Here is an 18722-nt window from a genome sequence, read left to right as displayed (position 1 = left end):
AGGCACTTCCGAGCCGTGGAACGACCTCCAACCCCGTGACCTGCACTTTCAGGCCCGCAGAACCTCCAGGGCCCCCGAATTACGTCGAACCCGGGTTCGAGAGAGAAGCTGGCATAACCGAACAGCCCTGATCCAGAAGTAGTCAAACACTCACTCAGGGGCGGAGGGCGGTGGTCGGTCCTTCATCCGCATGGCGACGTAGCTGGCGCGGTCGGTGGCGGAGTGCTTATGCCAGCGGTGGGCAGTGGCGTCGCAAGTGCCGATGAGGTCGGCGAGCATCTTCCAGTGCACGGAGCTGACCAGGGAGAGCCAGGCGCCGTTGCGGGCGAGGCGGGTTGCGGGGATGCCGTGGCGGATGAGTCGCTCGCTCAAGGCGTTCGCGGTGAGGGGACGGCCGGGGCGCATGCCGGGGAAGAGGTAGGGGGTCGGGCGGGCGCGGGCAATGGCTGTCGGTGGTGTGCGGTCGTCGATCAGTCGTTGCAGTAGCGCGGACAGGCGAGGTCGGAGCCAGAGCGGATCACGTCCGAAGAGCAGCCCGACGGTGTCGGGCTCATTCGGGTGGCGTTGGACATCGTCCAGGGTGAGGCCGACGATGCGGGTGCACAGCTGTCCGTACTGGAGGACCAAGCATCCGGCGACGCGGTCGGCGAGAGGGACGGACTCGTCGGTCTCCAGCCGCAGGGCGGTAAGGACACGTTCGGTGTCACTCATGATCGAGCGGTCTTCTGTGCGCTGGGCGGCAGCGATGGCGATGTGGGACGGGGACAGGCGAGCGTCAGCCGACCAGACCAGGAAGTGCCGGAGTTCTGCCTGGTAGTGGCCATGCTGGGTGACCCACCGGTCGCACCGGGCCTGCGTGCAGTCGGCCAGGAGGACGCCGCGGCCATGGAGATGGTCGAGGAACTGACCGGCGACGCGAAGGCGACGTAGGAGGTAGGTACGTTGGCCCTTGGTCAGGGGCTTGCCGCGACGGATGGCGTGCTGGGCGAGCGGCATCAGGGACCAGCGGCCGTAGCGAGCGAGGATGAGCCGACTGCCGGGGTCAAGTGCGTTGGCGCGGACGGTGATGTCGCGGACGAGGTGCGCAAGGTGTTCGTCGCGTGGAGGCAGGATGCCCACCAGGATGAGTACATCCCGCAGGTGGTTGACCGAGGCGGTCTGCCGCAGCTCGTCGAGGGCCTCGTGCGTGGGCAGGAGGGAACCCGTGGCGAGCTGCCTGATCATCTCTCCCCCGGGGCCGCGGAGGTAGGCGTCGAGACTCGACGGCTTCTCGTAGGCGGCCAGCTCGTCGACGAGTGGCCGCAGCCACTCGGGTGCGGTGCCGGTGACAGGGTCGGTGGTGAGGGCGGCCAGTCGGCTCTGAGTGGTGCAGGCCCGGCAGCACGCGTCGGATTCGAGCCGGGCGAAGCCCTGGCAGGTGCGGCAGCGGTAGGAGAAACGGACGCCGACGCACTCAGGGCACACGGGGTCACCACCGTCGTGTTGAAAGGCGATGCTGGGCTGTCGGCAGCGAGAGCAGACAGCGGGGCTGGACAGGACCTGGTCAACACACGCCCGGCAGACCGGCCCTTCGGGCCAGCGGCGGTTGGCGCGGGCGATGGCTCCACAGCGACTGCAAGAGACCCGTATCTTTCCGTAACACGAGGTACAGCGGGGGACTCCGTCTTCGACGGCGGTGACCTCAGCGGTACGCAGTCCGCAGTCTCGGCAGGAGTGTTCGGGAAACCGGTCCTGGCGGCGGCACCGGGTGCACAGAGGCCCGTCGGGACCGCGGGCGACGATCACGGTGGTGGTTTCGCACCGTGCGCAGGGGCGGGAGCGGTCGCGGCTTCGGCAGTACCGGCACTGGGGACCGTGCTCGTTGCGGTGGGCGACCTCCCGGCTCTTGCCGCAGTCCCGGCGCGGCTCATGCGTGCGCATCGCCGCGGCACAACGGCGGCAGATCCTCTTCGCCGCGTTCTGCATCTGGCGAGCTTCGCCGCACACCGCGCACTTCAGGCGAGGGGTGCGCTGGCGGTAGCAGCGCTCGCACAGCGGCCCGTCCTCGCCGCGCTGGTGGACCGCGCGTACCTTGCCGCAGCCGGCGCACGGCTCGCCGGGTTGCTGCTTCTTCCAGCAGGTCTGGCACAACGGTGCCCCATCGTCCAACCGCGCTGTCACGACGCGGAGTTGGCCACAGCGGGCGCACGGTTGGGCATTACGGCGCCGTTGACACGCCTGGCATACCGGGCCGGCAGCGGTCCGAGCGTAGGGAGCCCTGAGCTGGCGGCAGTCGACGCACTCCTCGGTTGGACGGCGGCGATCGGAACAGGTCGCGCACAGCCGACGCGAGCGGGTGTTCACCCGCAGATACCGCTCGCGCCCGCAGTCGTCGCACGAACCGCGGCCCCGCTGCTGGCCTTTGTCCACCACGGTGGCGCCGATCAGGTCTCGGCGTCGAAGAACCCGGCGTCGAGCATCGGCGACTCCGGCAGCAGCGGACGCGGCCCGGCCTGCTCGGGCGGTGCGGGCACGTCGCTTTCCGCCGTAGCGACCTCGACGACGAGTTCCTCGAACCGGCAGCCGAGGATCTTGCACAGTGCCAGCAGCAGATCGACCGGCATCTTGGGCGGCTTGCCGCCGCTGACCAGCCGGTAGATATGACTCCGGTCGAAGTCGAACCCGTACTCGTGCAGGGCCTCGGTCAGCTTGGTGGTGGTGTACCAGTGCTTCCTGACGGCCATCAGCTCGCGCAGCCGCCACTCGTACCGCGGTCTTGAGCTGGCCCTGACGCCTTCCGGACGGGGCTCCGGAGCGGGTACCGCCCTCATCACGCGCCCCTCCGAGACTCAGCACCCTGCAGAGCGAGGGTGATCGCCATCTCCTCATCACACTCCGCCTCGAGCTCGGCCTGGGCGAACGCGAGACGGAGCACCTCGGCCTCGGCCGCCTCCAGGTGCTGGCGGACCTGCAAGTTCTTGTACTCGCTGCTGAGCGCCGTGTAGATCGCCGTCGTGGCGGCGTGAGAGTGGCCAACCTGCTCGGTCACGAACCCCGCGTCGTATCCCGACTCGATGAGCCTGGTGACATACGTATGACGAAGACAATGGGGGCCAAGTTCCTCGGCCAGGCCGGCCTTGTCCCGCCAGTGCGCAAACCGGTCGTTGAGCGACCGCTCGCTGATCCGCGAGCCGCGCTCGGTGGGGAACATGACGCCGTCGTCCCGGCGGCCCTGGTAGAACAACGGCCGCACGTGCTCGACGTAGAACCTGACCGTGGATACCGCCCATGGCCACACAGAGACCACCGTTCGGCGCCGCGGCGGCTGCCCGGCCATCGCCTTGCCCCAGCGCACCGCCAGACCACCAAAGTCCCCGAACTCCGGGAGCCGGGGCTGCCGACGCCAATCGTGCAGGTCGAGCCGGGCGGCCTCCCGGCGCCGCAACCCCCACGCGTACGTGGTCGTCAGCAGCGCAAGATCCCGCGCCGCCGACAGCGCCCCCTTGAGACCGACCGACTGTAGCCGCCGGATCTCCGGATCGATCTGCCCGATCAGCGACCGGATCTCCGGCCGCGTCAGCGGACGGTTCCGGTTCGGTCGGCCAACGTACTCCTGCGAGTGGCGAACCCGGTTCAGATCCCACAGAGCCCGCTCGTTGAATGTCCCGAACAGTTCCTGACAGACCTCCCGCCAGCCGTACGCCGGCTCGCACAGATACGTCAGATACAGCCCGACCTTCTGCTGGTGGGCGATCACCGTTGACGTGGCGACCTGGTCGGCGAGTGCCGCCGACCAGCGGTCGTACAACGGCGCACCCCAGACCGGCTGCCACGGGAAGGCACCCGAGAACGCCTGCAGCTGCCGCACGGTCCGCTCCCGACCACGGATCGTGTCCTGGCCGAGATGCCGGGCCCTCTGACTGCCGCCGAACCCGGTGAGGGTCTGCTCGAAGACGACCGAAGGAGACCGCAGCCGGGCCACCCCGTCCGGCAACCCATGGGTCGAACTCCCGAGTCCGGACCGCCGTGTTCGGTGCGTCGGAAGTTCGATCTTCGTGCTCATGAACCGCTCTCCGCCCCACAACTAGCCGATGCCATTGAGGCATCGGTGATGCCTTGCAGTCATCACAACGAGTGGGCCCGCAGATGGGCACGCTGTCCGGGAGGGCGGGAAGTGGTAGAACTGCGGAGAAGGCGCTCCAGAGATGCGGACAGGTCGGCACTTTCGGGACCGCGCTGATGATGACTCCCGGGCAACCCTGCGCGGAGAAGAGGACGACCCGGCCGTCGGGGACGAAGCACCACGCCCAGGCTTGCAGCACGGGCAGCCGCTCGGGGACGGGGCCGCGGTTGAGGGGGCTGTCCCACAGAGGCCGGTAGCGGACGTGGACGTCATGGCGGTCCAGCGCCGGGACGTCGAGGATGTGCCGGCCGTCGGCGAGGTGCGCTGTGGCGGTGTTCCCGAGCCGGGCACGGTAGGCGGCGAGCATGATCTGCCCGTCCACGGGCCTCAGCCGCTGCACCGCGTCCCGGGTTTCGAGGAAGGCGAACTCGGACAGTTCCTCGCGCGGCAGGCGGATCGCCTCCACCTGGTCGGGGGTGAGGGTTCCCCCATCGAAGACGAACCGGATCTCCCCGGGGAAAGGCGTGCCGGGCTGGGTGTCGGGGTGGTGCGGGGAGAGAGAGTGGACGGCGAGCACGTCCGACAGGGGCAGGTTCGCCAGGCCCAGTTCCTCGGTGATCTCGCGCCGGCAGGTGACGTGAGGGTGCTCGCCGGGTTCGACGACTCCTCCGGGCAGCAGCCACCGGTCGTCCTCGCGGTAGGTGGGGTGAACGAGCAGGACTCGGCCGATCTGGTCAGTGACGAGCGCGGCGGCGCCGACCCACACCGCGTGCCGGGAGACGGCGTGCTGCCCTGCGGACCGGGCGGCACGCGGTGCAACATGATCCGAACGTGAGATGGGAGTGGTCACTTGGCTCTGCCTTCCTCGAGGGTGGGCGGGCGTGTGCTCGGCGCGGGCTGGGGAGCGGATCTGTTCCTCGGACCAGCTCGGATTGCCTGCTCGCAGCTCTCCCGCGTATTTCTCGAAGTACGACCCCTGGACCTGGGGTGGCCGGTATCCCTCGACGAACAGCAGCCGGAGTCCGGCAGGAAGCTGCGACTGGGCATGAAGGGGGCGTTCCAGGACGCCCTGATGTAGGTGCGCGAAGTACCCGGACGGCTCGGACTTGAGGTCGTCGACCAGCAGGTCTCGATAGGCCCGGACACCGACGAGTGGTTCGTCGCACTCCTTGACAGGGATGGCGGCCACGCGCGGGTCGGGCATCAGGATGACGTACAAACGGATCTCCTTGACGGACGGGGGTTCGCGATGCCGCCACAGGCTCGTACGTGGGGACGGCTTCAGCATTAACGGCTTGTGCGGTGCGGGCTCGTCCAGTCGAAGTCGAGGCGTGCGTGCCGCTTCACGAGGGTGCGGGTGCCCGTCTCTTCGGTGCCGCCGCCGAGGCGGGACCGGACCGTCAAGCGGGGAGCGTCGCGGATGTGGTGGTCGCGGTCCCAGACGATGACCTGCTGCGTCATCTCCTCAGCGAGTTGCTCGGCGGCCGGTCCGTAGGCGTGAATGCACCACTCCCATGCGGCAGGGCCGGTCTGCTGGAGCAGCAGGCGGGCGAGGGAGCTGCCTCGGACCACGGCTGCTGCGTCCCAGCCCTTGGAGCGCTCGACGATTCCGGTGTCGAGTTCCGGGTCGACGGCCAAGCGGCAGAAGCCGTCCATCGTGGTGGCGAGCCACAGCATGAGCTTGTCGAACGGGGTGTTGCCAGGAATCGTGATGCCGGTCCGGCGTTCGAGCCGAGGCGCCTGCAGGGCCCGGGTGAGCTGCTCGGCGTCCGCCGTTCCGCCCTCGGGGAACCGCACGCGGATTTCCCCGCCACGCAGGGACACGACGTCTTCCGTCGGCGCTCCGGCGCCTTGCATGGGGATGAACCCGCACACCGTGTACGAGCGGCTGACCAGCTGGTCGCCGTGCTTCTCGAAGGCGACGGCCCAGCTGTATCCGTGGATTGTCAGCGGGACCACGAGGCGCCCGCCCTCGACGAGCGGGGTGATCCAGGCCGGCGGGATGTCGGGGGCTTGGACGGTCACGATGATTGCGTCGAGAGAGCCTTCGTCGGTGAAGCCGGGAGCACCGTGCTCGCCGTCGCCCAGTACGACGCGCACCCGGTCGTACCCGGCGGCGGGCAGGAACCGTGCCGTGCGCTCGACGACGAACGGGTCGATGTCCATGGTGACGATCAGCCCTCCGGGGCCGACGACTTCCTGCATATGGCCGGCGTTGGGGCCGTTGGAACCGATCTCCAGCGCGATCTGGCCAGGGCCGAGGGCAGCCTCGCGGAGCATGACGGCCTGCAGCCAGGGTGCCGAGACCGTACTGGTGGCCCGGCCGTTGCGGTCTCTTTTGGTGGCGATAATCGCGTCCTCTGCGGCGTACACGGTCTCCAGCGGCACCCCGGGGAGGAAGAGGTGTCGGCGCACCCGTCGAAAGGCAGCCTCGACGGAGGCGTCGGCGATGTAACCCTGGTCGATGAGTCTGTCGGTCATCGCCTCGCGCAACCGGTGGCTCGCGCGCTCCCTCTCGGGGTCCTCTGACGGCCTGGGCTGGAGGCAGAGGTTACGGTGCACGGGCGGCAGGTCCTTGAGGAGACCGGGCCAGACGCAGTCCAGCACATGCGCGGACGGCGTGAACAGCGTGCCCGTGAGAGCGGGCAGGTCGGCGGGCCAGTGCCACTCCCAGCGGTGGAACAGGTCGCGTTCGAGCACTGCGGGGGTTCCGTGGTGGGCGGTGACGCGGACGGCGGCGGTCAGGCGGGGCACGTTGTAGGTGGTGTCCATCAGGACGGCGAGTACTTGGGCGTCGTCCGTCGAGGCTTCCAGTCCGGTCTCCTCGGCCAGCTCGCGGACGGCTGCCTGTTCGAAGGATTCGCCTGGGTCGGGCTTGCCGCCGGGAAGTTCCCAGACGCCGCGCGCCGATCGGCCGAGCAGTACGCGGCCCTGTTCGTCGGTGACTACGACACCGGCGCCGATGAGGCCCTGCGGGGCGGGGCGTTGCTTGTCGGCGAAGGCCACCGGCCCGGTGACCGGATGGCGCAGCACCAGCACGGCCAGGCCGTCGGCGTCGAATCGATCGGCCATGGCCCATCCGGCGCTGGCAAGGGTGAGTTCGTCCTCGTCCAGGGCGATGTCGCGCCGGTCTGCGGGGACGGTGCCGGCGAGCGGCGTGATGATGCAGATGGTGCCGTCGGGGCGCAGTTGCTCGCGCAGACGGTTGAGGAGCCATGTGCGGTTTTGGACGAAGGCGTAGCTCAGGCGGAAGGTGATCAGGTCGTACGCATCATGCGGCAGGGCGGCGAGGGAGTCGTGCTCGATGTCGTGGTGCAGGAAGCGTACGTCGGCTCCGTCGGGAGCCTGCGCGGCGGCGAGTTCGACGGCCGACTCCGCGTAGTCGACGGCGTCGACCGAGTAGCCCGTCTGGGCAAGGTGGAGGGCGAGTTCGCCCAGACCGCAGCCCACGTCCAGGGCGACGGCGGGGCCCTGCGGGCGCAGGGTGGTATCCACTACGGCGCGTTCCGCGTCGGTCAGGGCCCGGAAACTCTTCCCGCGGGCGTAGTGGTCGTGCCATTCGTCTTGCTGCGTGTATCCCACCGAGGCTGCTCCTTACGGTCGAGAGGGTGGTCAGGCGCTCTGGGTGCGATGGAGGCGGCGCAGGGTCCGCCGGCCGCGTTCGACGACCTCGGGGTCGTCGTGGGTGAGGCCGTAGGCGATGCCACTGAGGGCGTCGAGGGCCGCCTCGCACTCCATGTGCTCGGCTCCGAGCGGGGTCAGGGGCCTGCCGTACCCAGTGAAGAAGGCAGCGCGCAGGTCTTCGCGACCGTCCCAGAGGTCGGCCAGGCGTACGAAGTCGTGGCCCCGCTGCCGTGGCTCGGCCCGCTCAAAGTCGAAGACGCCGACCAGGCCGGTGTCGGTGAGCAAGGCGTTGCGCAGCTGCAAGTCGCCCAGGGTAGGGACACGCTCGCCGGGCGGCAGGCTGTCGTAGCGCGCGGCCAGCTGGCGTACCAGGTCCTCGTCGGCGGAGGACACCAGCGGCCGGGCTGCCTGAAGGTGACGGTCCACCTTCTGGGTGCGGGAGACCGATGGTTGCTCGGCCGGGTGGCCAGGGGCGCTGTCGTGGAAGGCCCGCGCGATCTCACCGAGCTGCTGGTGCACACGGCGCTCGTCGGTGGATGCCAGGGTGAGGCCGTGGAGGTTACGGCCAGGCAGTTGGGTCAGGACGACCGCCAGGAGCCGGGCGTCCGAGGCGACCAGGCGCGGGGCGCGCTCGCCGAGAGCGGGCACCCACTCCCGGTATGCGAACACCTCACGCGAGTGAAACTTCTCGCTCGGATGCTGCTTGAGGTACCAGGTGCCGCCTGACCTTCCGGTCAGCCTCCAGACCCGGCTGGTGGTACGGCTCCATGAAGCGTCCTCGATTGCCGCGAGCGGGCCGACGGCCTGCTCGGCGAACCTCCAGAGTTCCTGCGAAGGGCTCGACAGATCACGAGAATTGGTCTCGGACAGCAATTGCAGCCGGTTCGGGGCGTCCGCGGTGTAGGCGATGGGATCGTCGGGCTGCTGGAAATGGATGGCGAAGTGCCGTCCGGCGCGCAAGGCTTCCAGCCCGGCGCGGGGGTAGGCGACCATGTCCGGCGGGAGGCGGTCCAGGGGGTACCAGGCCATCTCGCTGCACAGTTGAGGTTCGCGGATGTGCGGCTCACCCGTCCAGGAGCGGACGGCACCGAAGACACCTACGCGGGCAGAGCCTTTGGGACTGCGGTGATGGACGACAGCGGCGATCTGAACATCGCCAGGGACGATGGCGACACCGACTTCCTCGGCGGCCTCCCGGACGAGGGCCTCGACGACGTCCTCGTGGCCACCGTCGATGTGACCCGAGGGCATGTGCCACAGACCGGTGGCGTAGACGCCCCCGGCCCGGCGTGTGAGCAGGACTTCCCATTCGGTCGCGCCGGGGCGCAGGAGGACCGCGTGTACGTCGATGGGCGCGGCGAAGCGTTCGCTGGCCGTCGGCGGCGGCGTCACTGCGGGCTGCTGTGAAGGTGTGGGGGCGGAATCGCTCATGCTGGCTCCGAGGCGGGCGTGGCGGGATGCGGTGCCGTGGTCTGGTCCGGGACGGTCTGGTTGAAGGCGTGGGACTGGAGCAGATAGGCGTCGCGGAAGGCTCCCGTGCCGGTGCGGGGGTCCATGAGCTGGTCGAAGTCACCGTGCTCGATGACGCGGCCGTGGTCGAGGACGACGATGGTGTCGGCGTGCCGGACGCTGTGCAGGCGGTGGGTGACCAGGACGACGGTTTGCCCTTGGCCGGCCAGGGCGCGGATCTGGTCGAACACACGCTGCTCGGCGGCCGGATCCAGGGCGCTGGTGGGCTCGTCCACCACAAGCACCTGGCCTGAGCGGAACCGCCCGCGAGCGATGCCGATCTTCTGCCACTGTCCGCCGGAGATGTTCTGCCCGCCTTTGTAGCCGCGCTGCAGGAGTGTGCCGAGCCCGCGGGGCAGCTCGTCGATGACCGTGTCGGCACCCGAGTACGTGGCTGCCTCCATGATCGGCTCGTCGTCGAACGGGCGGCGGGGGCGGCCGATACCGATGTTCACCCGTGCGGTGAAGGGCCACCGATAGAAGTCCTGGTTCACGGCGGCGACGCGGTCGAAGATCTGTGCGCGGTCGGCGCGGACCGCATCCACGCTGTCCCACCAGATGTGTCCCTCGTCAGGGGCGTAGAGCCCGCACAGCAGCTTGACGAGAGTCGACTTGCCGGAACCGTTGCTGCCCACCAGCGCGATCGTCTTCCCTGCAGGCAGTACCAGGTCGACTTCGGACAGCGCCGGATTCTCCTTCCCCGGGTAGGTGAAGGTCACCTTCTCGAACCGGATCTCCTCTACGTGTTCGGGGAGGTCCTGGCCACCGTCTGGGATGGCACGGCGGCCGGCCTCCGCGCACAGCCGCTCGAAGTCCCCGACGAACAAGCTCTCCTGGTGGACATCGGAGATCTGCAGGACGCATCGACGCAGGGCCGAGGAGCCGGAGCGGATGGCCAGCACCGCGGTCCCTGCGACGGACAGCTGCATTGACCCGGTCCACAACAGCACACCGAGCATTCCGTACGTGGCGGCGGTGGCGGCACCGGTCGCGGCGGCGGACAGCAGACCGGTACGGGCATCGAGCCGGGCCAGCCGGGACTGCTCCCGCTCGCTGGTGTCAGCCATGCCCCGGAAATGCTCCAGCAGGAACGGGCCCATCGCATACAGGCGGATCTCGGCGGCGGCCTCCTGGCTGATCAACAGCCGGGTCAGCAGCTGCGCAGCGCGTGCGTGCTGCACGAACTGGTGGAAACTGACGTACCGGCGGCGAGCCTTGGCCATCGCACCCCACGCGCTGGGCAGCGTCATCGCGGCCAGCAGCGGCAGCAAGGCCCAGTGCAGCACGGTGAGAACCCCGGCTGCGGCGATCAACGAGATCAGCGCGTTGACCACGCTGGTGGTGTACTTCACCATCCGGCGGGCCGACTCCGCGCCCCAAGACGCTGAGTCCAGCAGCCGGTGGAATTCGTCGTCCTCGACCGCTTTCAACTCAACCCGCGAGACCAGCGTCAGGTAGCGCTCCGTGGCCACCCGCTGGACTTTGGGCTCCAGGGCCCCCGTCGCGGCGGTCGACGCCGCCGCACACAGCGCCCCCACGACTCCCATCACCGATACGGCCATCAGGACGGGAAGCGCATGGGTGATCCGCTCCGTGATCGTGCCCGCCCCCAGTAGATGGCTCAGCACCGAATTGACGGCCACCAGGCCGACCGCCTGGGTGACTCCCGAGCCGATCTCGGCCACGGCCACTGTGCGCAGCGCCCGCCGGTCCGCCCAATGCGCCAGCCGTACCGACGTAGCCACCAAACGGGGAAGCTGCCGGGCCATCGACCACAAGGACAACCCCAGCCACGCCCCATGGTGGGCGTTCCAGCCCACGTCGTACTCCAGCTGACCGCCGAACAGCAGCATCTCCGACGCTGACACCGCTTCCTCGGCTTCCTCCGTATCGGGTCGCGGAGCCGTGTCTTCGCTCATGACCGCTCCCGTGCCGGCGCGGGAATGCCGGGTGCGGCCGGGCCGGACAGCGCCCACTCCAAAGGCGCTGGTCCGGTGGCGGATGTGACGTGCTGGGTTCCGTCAGCGGCGATCTCCAGGCGGTAGGAGGTCGGCTCGCCGGCCGCCACCCAGCGCGCCTGCACCTCCTCGACTTCGGCCCAGATGGGCCGTTCGCCGACGGACTCGGCCATCCACCCGCCGTCTGCCGCAGGGCGCACGACGACCCACGAGTCCTCGTCGGGGGCGACGAGCGTCAGGTGCTCGGCCTGGTAGTCCCGCACCAGCCCAGGGGCGAGATGATCGAGGGCGAGCCACAGGCCGTACGCACTCTTGTCCGGTGGCGCCAACGATGTACTCCGGCGTGAGCCGGGCTCGGCGGCGATCCGCTCGCGATGGGCGAGCGCGGTCAGCCATTCCAGCCCGTGCGCGGGGCGATGACCGCTGCGCACCGCGCGCAACGTGGCCTCCACACGCCCCCGCGCGGTCTTCTCCACCACGGCACGTCCCGGCCAGCTCGGCGACCGGGTCGTGATAGTCGTCAACAGCCGTCCACCATTGGCCAGTTGATCCAGCCAGTGCGGCGGGACAGCCTCGACCGCGAAGCCGGACAGCACCCGGTCGTACGGACCGAAGGCAGGTGCTCCGGCATACCCGTCTCCGGTGACGGCGCGAGGGCGGAAGCCGAGCGGGGCCAGGCGCTCCAGGACCGCTTCCACCAGATGCGGGTCGCGGTCCACGAGCGTCACCCGCTCCGGTCCGCAGATCAGGCACGCCGCCGCCCCGGTGACCCCCGGGCCGCTGCCCAAGTCGAGAAAGGACTGACCCCTCTGTGGCTGGAGTTCGCCGAGTAACGCGGCGGTCATCGACATCACGCTGGACATGGACGTGATGCGCCCGCCGGTCACCACGCCGCGCCGCTGCTCGTCCAGGCGTTCACCATCGTGCTGGACGCGGACGCTGTCGCCGCTGTAGAGAACCTTGATCCACTCTTCGCGGTCCTCGGGATGCGCCCCGTCCAGCAGCTTCCACACTCCCGGCTCGACACCGTCGGGTACCTGGCGTACGTACGCCCGCGGGATCAGTACGTCCAGACGCAGGGCAAGCAGCGCCTCGCGCACGACCGGGTCCAGGGACTGGTCGGCTTCCAGCCGGGCGACCATCTCCTGGCGTGCCCGCCTGGCCCGGGGGTCCTCCTCGGGCAGGGGAGCAGGCGGCGCGGTGTGGGGAGCGGCAGGGGTGATGTGGTGCATGCGGGCCTCCAACGAGCTGGGCGAATCGGCGGGCAGGGGTGCGGTGCGGTCAGATCTCCTCCTCGGGAGTGGCCGGCCATGGACGCGGGACGGGAGACGGGGCGGTCACGTGATCGACTCCTCGCCGGCGGCGGGCATGCGGATATTGGCGCGGGGGCTCCCTGCGACGAAGTGCTCCAGCAGGGCAGCGGTGAAGGGGTGAGCGTCGAGGGGAGGCTCACCGGGTTCGGCCCACACCAACTCGGTGTGCCTGTCCGGCTCGGCGTTGAACGGCTCACCGCTCCAGGTCTGGGTGGTGAACAACAAGGCGAGCCGGCGCTCTCCATCGGGAGAGAGTAGATGCGCGGTACAGCACAGCCACAGATCCTCCGGCTCGACGTGCACCCCGACTTCCTCACGGACCTCGCGGCGCGCCCCGTCCTCGAACCACTCGTCGCGGTCGAGATGGCCGCCGACGATGGTGAGTTGCCCCGCGTACCGGGGCTCGGCTCGGCGGAGCAGAAGCACGCGGCCGTCCTGCCGGTGTAGGAGGACAAGTACGTCGACGATGCTCTTGTAGTGGTCAGTCACGTGAGCCCCCTTGCAGGGGGCGATGTGGGGGCTCTCCGCCGCGTGCTGGGGCTCCGGTGCGCCAGGGCCGGGAGGCCGGGGGCAGCCGCTCTGTTCGAAGTTCCGCGGAACGTCGGTGCGTCGCATGCCGGGATGCATTGCGCCTCCTCGTTGACGTGAAGCTCGGACAGGTGCTCGGACTAACGGCCCCGGAAGGAACGCGTTCGGGGGTGGTGCGGGCGAATTCTTCGAGCGAATGTGCGGATTTGTTGTCTCGGGCTAGAGCTGACTGGGAGCGGCGCCTGTTCGACCACGTTGGTGGGCGTCCGAGCGTGAACCGAACACGATCCGGTGATTGCGCGGCCCTTTGTGCGGCGTGCCGCACAGAGCGCTTCTGAGCCCGGCCGGCGGCGTGCCTCCGTGTCCATTAGGTGCCGCACGGCTGGGATGGAGCGGCCCGGTGCATGCACGAGGGGAGTGCCGGGGCATGGCGGGGGCAGGCCGCAGCGCCAGGTGGACACGGCCCGTGAAGCGCGAACGGGTCTTTGTGGGGGGTGTGCCGGCTTACGCAGAAGCCTCCTGCTCCAGGGAGGCGTTCCAGCGGGCGAGGGCGTGTTGGTCTGGGGCGAGCAGCGGAGCGACGGGCCGGCCGAGGTAGCTGTGCTCGACGAGGTAAAGGCCCGCGGTGCCGGCGTAGCCGGGGAACAGCTCGTTGAGGCGGGCCATCACGGTCTGCGGTTCGGCGTCGTCGGCGTTGAGGAGGCAGCGGGCGAGGATCTTGCGGTTCCACACGTCGATACCGAAGACGGCCGGGTCACGCGAGGCGTGGGAGGCGATCACCGCGGCGGTGTAGGGCCCGACCCCCTTGATTTCCTGGACGGCCTCGATGAGGTTTCCGGCGGCCTGGAGGTCCTCGGTGCTGTGGTCGCGGAAGTAGGCCGCGTAGTGCGGCAGGCTCTTGGCCCGAAAGCCCAGCCGGTCCCGTTCCTTCAGAGTCTCGGGCGGGACATGGGCGATCTCGTTTGGGGTGAACCAGGCCCGCAGCGTGATCCCGTCGAAGCGGACGAGACGGCCGTAGTGGACCAGCAGGTTGCGGGTCATCTGGGTCGTGCGGGCGATCGTGACGTTCTGCAGCAGCAGGGCGATCACGGCGATCTCGAAGTGGTCCTCGGGGCACGACTGCCGCATCCCGCCCAAGTCTGTGAGCGCCTGGCGCATCGCGGGCACACGTGTCGCCAGTTCCATGAACGCGGCCTGGTCTTCATCCAGGCCGTATGAGGAGACCAGCCGGCGGGCGAGCTGCTGACGGTGGTGGGGCTTGAAGTCCGCGTCGGTGTAGACGTCGGCGATGACCGTGCGGTCCTCGGCGCGTAGCCGGACACCGATGACGAGGTCGTCGATGCGGAAGGTACGCCAGCTGCGGGCCTGGCTGTGGGCTTCGAGGCCGGTGGCGTAGTGGGACGGCTTCCAGAAGGTGTGCAGGGCGTTGAACGGGCCGTCTCCGGTGACGGGGAGTTCGAGGGTGTCGATGTGGTCGAGGGTGCGGGGGGTCACGTCATGCTCCTGGGTGGCGGCCGTGGGTCGATCGGAGGCGGGAGTCGTCGTGGGGTGGGCCATCGGGCGGGGCGAGACCGCCGGTCGTGGCGTCGTCGTAGAGAGCGAGGGCGCGGCGCAGATGCTGGATGAGGGCCGCTCGCAGATCGGCGGGCTCGACGACTTCGACGTGGGGCCCGTAACTGGTGACTAGCGGAATGAGCCATTCCCAGCGGTCGACGAACAGCACGATCGACAAGAATCCGTCGTCGTGTTCGCACACTCGCGAGGTGGACTTCAGGCTCAGGCGTAGCAGCTCGTCCCGAGCACCAGGGGACACTCGGAGGGTCACGCGGATATCACCCTTGCCGTAGTCCTCCATGGTCTGGGCCCACCAGTCTCGGACGGAGAAGTCTTCGGGATAGGCGAAGGTGAGGTCGGTCGGGTGGAGCCGGTCGACCAGGTTGAGCCGGAAGCGGGTGGGGTCGCCCGCGGTGCGGGCGGCGACCATGTGCCACTCGCCTGCCTTCCAGACCGCCCCGTACGGCTTGAGCAGGGCTGTGTCCTGATAGCCGTCCTTGGTGCGCCAGGTGGTCTCAAGCGCCGTCGCGGTGAGCATGGCGGTGCGCAGGACTGGCAGGTGGCCGGAGCCTTCGTCGCGCCAGTACCAGTCGGCGGTGTCGAAGTGGATGCGCTGGGCCAGGCGCCGGATGACGTCCTGGACCGTGTCGCTGACGCCCGCCATACGGGCCCGGTCCTCTGTTTCTGTGTCCGGGTTGGGAGAGTCGAGGAAGCCGAGGACGTAGAGCCGTAGGGCGTGGTCAGAGTCGATGGTGAGCGGGTCCAGCGCGGTGTCGGCGGCCAGCCGGTAGCCGCCGGTTTTGCCGGGGGTGGCTTGAACGGGGATGCCGGCGGCGGTGAGGGCGGCCATGTCGCGGTACACGGTGCGTTCGGTGACGCCGAAGCGGGCCGCGATCTCCGGCGCGGGCACGTTGGTCCGGCTGCGGAGCAGGTGCACGATGTTCAGCTGTCGGGCCCGTGCGGCGTCGACCATCAGCGCACTGCTCCCAGGGGGTAGATGTGGCCCGTGGTGTATGACCAGTGCGCGGCGGTGGCCAGCTCGATGCAGGCGCCGGCGACCTCGTCCAGCGTCAGGGCCCGGCCCCAGGGCAACTGGGCGAAATAGCTGTGGGGATCGGTGACGCCCTTGAGCGCCATGACGTGGTGAGCAAGGGGCGAATCGATGAGCGAGGGGGCGAGCAGGTTGACCCGGACGCCGTGCTGCTCCTCCTCTTTGGCCACCGTGACGACGAGCGCTTCGAGAGCGGCCTTTGCCGCGGCGTAGGGGCCGTTGTTCGCGCGAGCGGCCTGCCCGGCGTCTGACCCGATGGCCAGGACCGACGTTTTGTCGGACCGCGCCCGGTGGGCCACGGCGTGCCAGGTACGGACGAAGCTGAGGGCGTTGGCCTCGTGGACGCTCTGGAACTCGCCGATCGGGGTCTGGGCCACCGGCCGCTTGCGGGAGGGTGCCCCGACGCAGGCGAAGACCGCGTGCAGCCGACCGGACTGAGTGTCGACGGCCTGCCGCAGCGCCTCGGTTGACGCGTCGTCGGCGGCGTCGAAGTGCACCCATGTGCTGTCCCCGTCTTGCCGGGCGGGCCCGGGGGCACGGGTGTTGTAGGTGGCGACCACCCGCCAGCCCGCCTCGCTGAGACGGTTGTGGATCGCGGCGCCCAGCGCCCCGCTGGCGCCGGTGACGACGGCCAGCGGGGCACTGGTGGACGGGGGCGGGGTCACAGGGTGCCGGCCTCCGGCTGAGAGGGTGCGTCGGGATGGTCCGTGTCCCACATCTCTGCGAACCGCATCTGCTCGTCGGGGATGTCGAAGAGCGCCCCGATGCTGCGGGCGTGGGCGATGGCGTCGGTGTCGCCGCGGGGGATGTCGACTACTGTGTGCGGGAAGGCGACCAGCATGCGCTCCTCGTCCAGCAGGTGCGCGTAGTACAGCCGCGATTTCAGCGCGGCGGCCAACTCCAGCGCGAGTGCCGCGGCCCGCTCGGCCGGCACCGTCAGCTCGATGATCTCGATCGGGGTGTGCTCGTCCAGCAGATGTGGGTAGCGGCGGTCCTCCATGCCGGAGAACGCTGCGGGGAGCGCGCCAGCGGCAAGGCTTTCGGTGATCACCACGGCGCGCAAGGTTGGGCTGGCCACGTTGGACAGGGTCCTCTCGGTCTAGTGGTAGGGGAAGGTGAGGGTCTCGAACACGGTCCGGCCGGTGCACAGCGCGAGCAGCCGCTCGATGCCGAGGCCGAAGGTGAAGGCGTCGGCCGGCTCGCAGGCGATGTCGGCGAAGAAGTCGGCCGGCCCCTCGTCGGCCGGAACGCCGTGCAGCTGGGTACGCAGGGCGATGTTGTTCTCCACCATCGGCCGGTAGTCGTCCGCCGTGCGGAGTTTCACGCCGCCATCGCAGATCTCGATCCCGGCAGCTATCAGGGAGAACCGCTGTGCCCGGCCGGAGGAGTCCACGCGGGAGTTGTGCCGCAACTCGTAGGGAAACCCGTACAGGACGACCGGGGCGGTAACGGCTTCCTCGACGGCGTGCTTGACGAAGTCCTCCATGACCGCCCAGTCGGATTCGCCTGCCGCCAGGCCGTGGCCAGCCAGCCAGCTCCGCGCCGCCGTGACGAGGGCAGGGCCGACCGGGGCTTCCGGCAGGTTCAGTGCCTCGGCGATCGCATCGTCGACCGTGCGAGTGGTGATCGTGGAGAAGTCGATGCCGCCGGGGGGCTGCAGCGTGGCGAACGTTGTCTGGACAGCACGCTGGACCAGCTCGGTGACCAGGTTGATGCCGTCGGACAGAGTGATGTCCCTGGCAGCGGTCTGCAGCATGGTGAACTCGATCGCGTGGCTGTCGTCCGCTCGTTCGGCCCGGATTGCCTTGCCGAGGTCGTAGACGCGGTCGACGCTGACGACCAGGCGCCGCAGGTGTTCCTCCGCCGAGTGCTTGAGGTGGAAGCTCTCCCCGGTGAACGGGTGGCGGGTGGAGAACTGCGGAATCGGCGCGCTCTCCCGCGCCGCGCACAACACCGGTGTGGCTGCCTCGGCGTAACCGGCCTCGTGCAGCCAGGCCCGCACGGCGCGCAGCAGGTCCGCCTTGGTCAGCAGCAGGTTCCGCTCTCCGGGGTGTTGCTTGAGTAGCGTGCCGTACAGGCGCCGTTCCTGCTTCGGGATGGTCATCCCTGCTCGCCTCCCCGGGTTGTCCACGGGGAGGTGATGGTCAGGGCGTGCTCGGCGTCGCTGTCGAGGAGGATCTCGGCGCCGATCGGCAGGGTGTTCTTGAGCGGGGTGTGGCCGAACGGCAGCCCGAAGGCGATGGGGAAGCTGTACTCGGCGCACAGGTCCATGACCATCTCGTGGGCCCCCAGTCCGCCGGAGGGCTCGCAGTTCACCAGCTCGCCCACGACCATGCCGGCGATCTGGTCGAGGACGCCCCGGTCGCGGAAGTGGGTGAGGGTCTGGTCCAGCAGCTCGACCGGCTTGAACGCGTCCTCCCACGCCAGGACGGCGCCGCTCCAGTCAGGCTCCCATACCGTGCCCAGCAGGCAGCGCAGGGAGGACAGGCAGCCAGCGACCAGGTGCCCCTGGGCGGAGCCGGTGCGGGCCCAGGCGAGCGGCGCATCGATCCGCGCGGCGCCGGTGTCCCCGGCGAGGACCGCGGCGAAGTGGTCGCCCGTAGTGGCGGGGGCGTCCTCGGAGCCCCAATCCCACAGCACGGCGGGGCCGTGGAAGGTTGGCATGCCGGTGCGGGCGGTGATCGCGTTCAGCAGCAGGCTCGGATCGCTCACGCCCACGATCGGCTTGGGGCGAGCGGCGATCAGCCCGTAATCCAGGCCGCGCAGCAGCCGGTTGGCGTTCTTCCCTCCGCCCGCGCACACCACCGCGTCGATGGCGGAGTCAGAGATGAAGGCATGAAGGTCGTCCACGAGCTGCGCTTCGCTGCCGGCGCGGTAGCCGTCGCGGTTCGTGGCGTGGGGCGCAATGACGGGTTCGTAGCCTCGGCCGCGCAGGTGCTCCACGCCTCGGTCGAAGATCTCCGGATGCGCGGCGGGCTCAGGCGCGGACACGGTGACGATGCCGATGCGTCCGCCCTTGGCGAGGGGCGCGGGCAGAAGTCGGGCGGTGCTCAACGGGTTCTCTCCTTAACAGTGGGACCGGA

The 18722-nt window shown here is 69.5% G+C and carries 14 protein-coding genes and 1 pseudogene; all 15 read right to left on the bottom strand.

Going from position 1 to position 18722, the window contains the following annotated elements; translation table 11 throughout:
* Positions 1-150: 150 nt before the first annotated feature.
* A complete protein-coding gene (locus AB0M27_RS35895) occupies positions 151-1464 on the bottom strand; it encodes a hypothetical protein (RefSeq protein WP_365728225.1) in 1314 nt (437 codons plus the stop codon).
* 959 nt (positions 1465-2423) lie between these two features.
* The gene (locus AB0M27_RS35890; RefSeq protein ID WP_365728223.1) at positions 2424-2810 is read right to left on the bottom strand and encodes a helix-turn-helix transcriptional regulator; all 387 of its coding nucleotides are present in this window, start codon (positions 2808-2810) and stop codon (positions 2424-2426) included.
* Positions 2810-4042, bottom strand: a complete 1233-nt coding sequence (locus tag AB0M27_RS35885) for a tyrosine-type recombinase/integrase (protein ID WP_365728221.1) — start codon at positions 4040-4042, stop codon at positions 2810-2812. The genes AB0M27_RS35890 and AB0M27_RS35885 overlap by 1 nt, the downstream gene beginning before the upstream one ends.
* Before the next feature lie 490 nt (positions 4043-4532).
* Positions 4533-5306, bottom strand: a pseudogene (locus AB0M27_RS35880) (NUDIX domain-containing protein); the annotation flags it as partial.
* An 83-nt stretch (positions 5307-5389) separates the two neighbouring features.
* Positions 5390-7684, bottom strand: a complete 2295-nt coding sequence (gene fxlM / locus AB0M27_RS35875; protein WP_365728219.1) for a methyltransferase, FxLD system — start codon at positions 7682-7684, stop codon at positions 5390-5392.
* Between the two features lie 30 nt (positions 7685-7714).
* Entirely contained in the window at positions 7715-9157 is a 1443-nt protein-coding gene (locus AB0M27_RS35870) for a phosphotransferase (RefSeq protein WP_365728217.1), read from the bottom strand.
* Positions 9154-11154: an ABC transporter ATP-binding protein gene (locus tag AB0M27_RS35865; RefSeq protein WP_365728214.1), complete on the bottom strand. Its 2001-nt coding sequence runs from the start codon at positions 11152-11154 to the stop codon at positions 9154-9156. Before AB0M27_RS35865 ends, AB0M27_RS35870 begins: the two co-directional genes overlap by 4 nt.
* A complete protein-coding gene (locus AB0M27_RS35860; protein ID WP_365728212.1) occupies positions 11151-12425 on the bottom strand; it encodes a hypothetical protein in 1275 nt (424 codons plus the stop codon). Before AB0M27_RS35860 ends, AB0M27_RS35865 begins: the two co-directional genes overlap by 4 nt.
* 105 nt (positions 12426-12530) lie before the next feature.
* Positions 12531-12995 (bottom strand): NUDIX domain-containing protein, encoded by a 465-nt coding sequence (locus AB0M27_RS35855; RefSeq protein WP_365728209.1) that lies wholly within the window; start codon positions 12993-12995, stop codon positions 12531-12533.
* 543 nt (positions 12996-13538) lie between these two features.
* Positions 13539-14528: an endonuclease III domain-containing protein gene (locus AB0M27_RS35850; protein ID WP_365728206.1), complete on the bottom strand. Its 990-nt coding sequence runs from the start codon at positions 14526-14528 to the stop codon at positions 13539-13541.
* Position 14529: 1 nt separating this feature from the next.
* Positions 14530-15561 carry a WYL domain-containing protein gene (locus tag AB0M27_RS35845; protein ID WP_365728204.1) on the bottom strand — a complete coding sequence of 344 codons (1032 nt, stop codon included), beginning with the start codon at positions 15559-15561 and terminating at the stop codon, positions 14530-14532.
* Positions 15561-16304: an SDR family oxidoreductase gene (locus AB0M27_RS35840; protein WP_365728202.1), complete on the bottom strand. Its 744-nt coding sequence runs from the start codon at positions 16302-16304 to the stop codon at positions 15561-15563. The genes AB0M27_RS35845 and AB0M27_RS35840 overlap by 1 nt, the downstream gene beginning before the upstream one ends.
* Positions 16301-16717 carry a hypothetical protein gene (locus AB0M27_RS35835; RefSeq protein ID WP_365728200.1) on the bottom strand — a complete coding sequence of 139 codons (417 nt, stop codon included), beginning with the start codon at positions 16715-16717 and terminating at the stop codon, positions 16301-16303. The genes AB0M27_RS35840 and AB0M27_RS35835 overlap by 4 nt, the downstream gene beginning before the upstream one ends.
* A 21-nt stretch (positions 16718-16738) precedes the next feature.
* Entirely contained in the window at positions 16739-17743 is a 1005-nt protein-coding gene (locus AB0M27_RS35830) for an amino acid--tRNA ligase-related protein (protein ID WP_365728198.1), read from the bottom strand.
* Positions 17740-18693: an LD-carboxypeptidase gene (locus tag AB0M27_RS35825; RefSeq protein ID WP_365728196.1), complete on the bottom strand. Its 954-nt coding sequence runs from the start codon at positions 18691-18693 to the stop codon at positions 17740-17742. Before AB0M27_RS35825 ends, AB0M27_RS35830 begins: the two co-directional genes overlap by 4 nt.
* Positions 18694-18722 lie beyond the last annotated feature (29 nt).

This window comes from Streptomyces sp. NPDC052107 (genome assembly GCF_040680215.1).
Taxonomy (GTDB): Bacteria; Actinomycetota; Actinomycetes; order Streptomycetales; family Streptomycetaceae; genus Streptomyces.
Note: the sequence above shows the minus strand (reverse complement) of the source record. Positions and strands in the feature narration are given on the sequence as shown.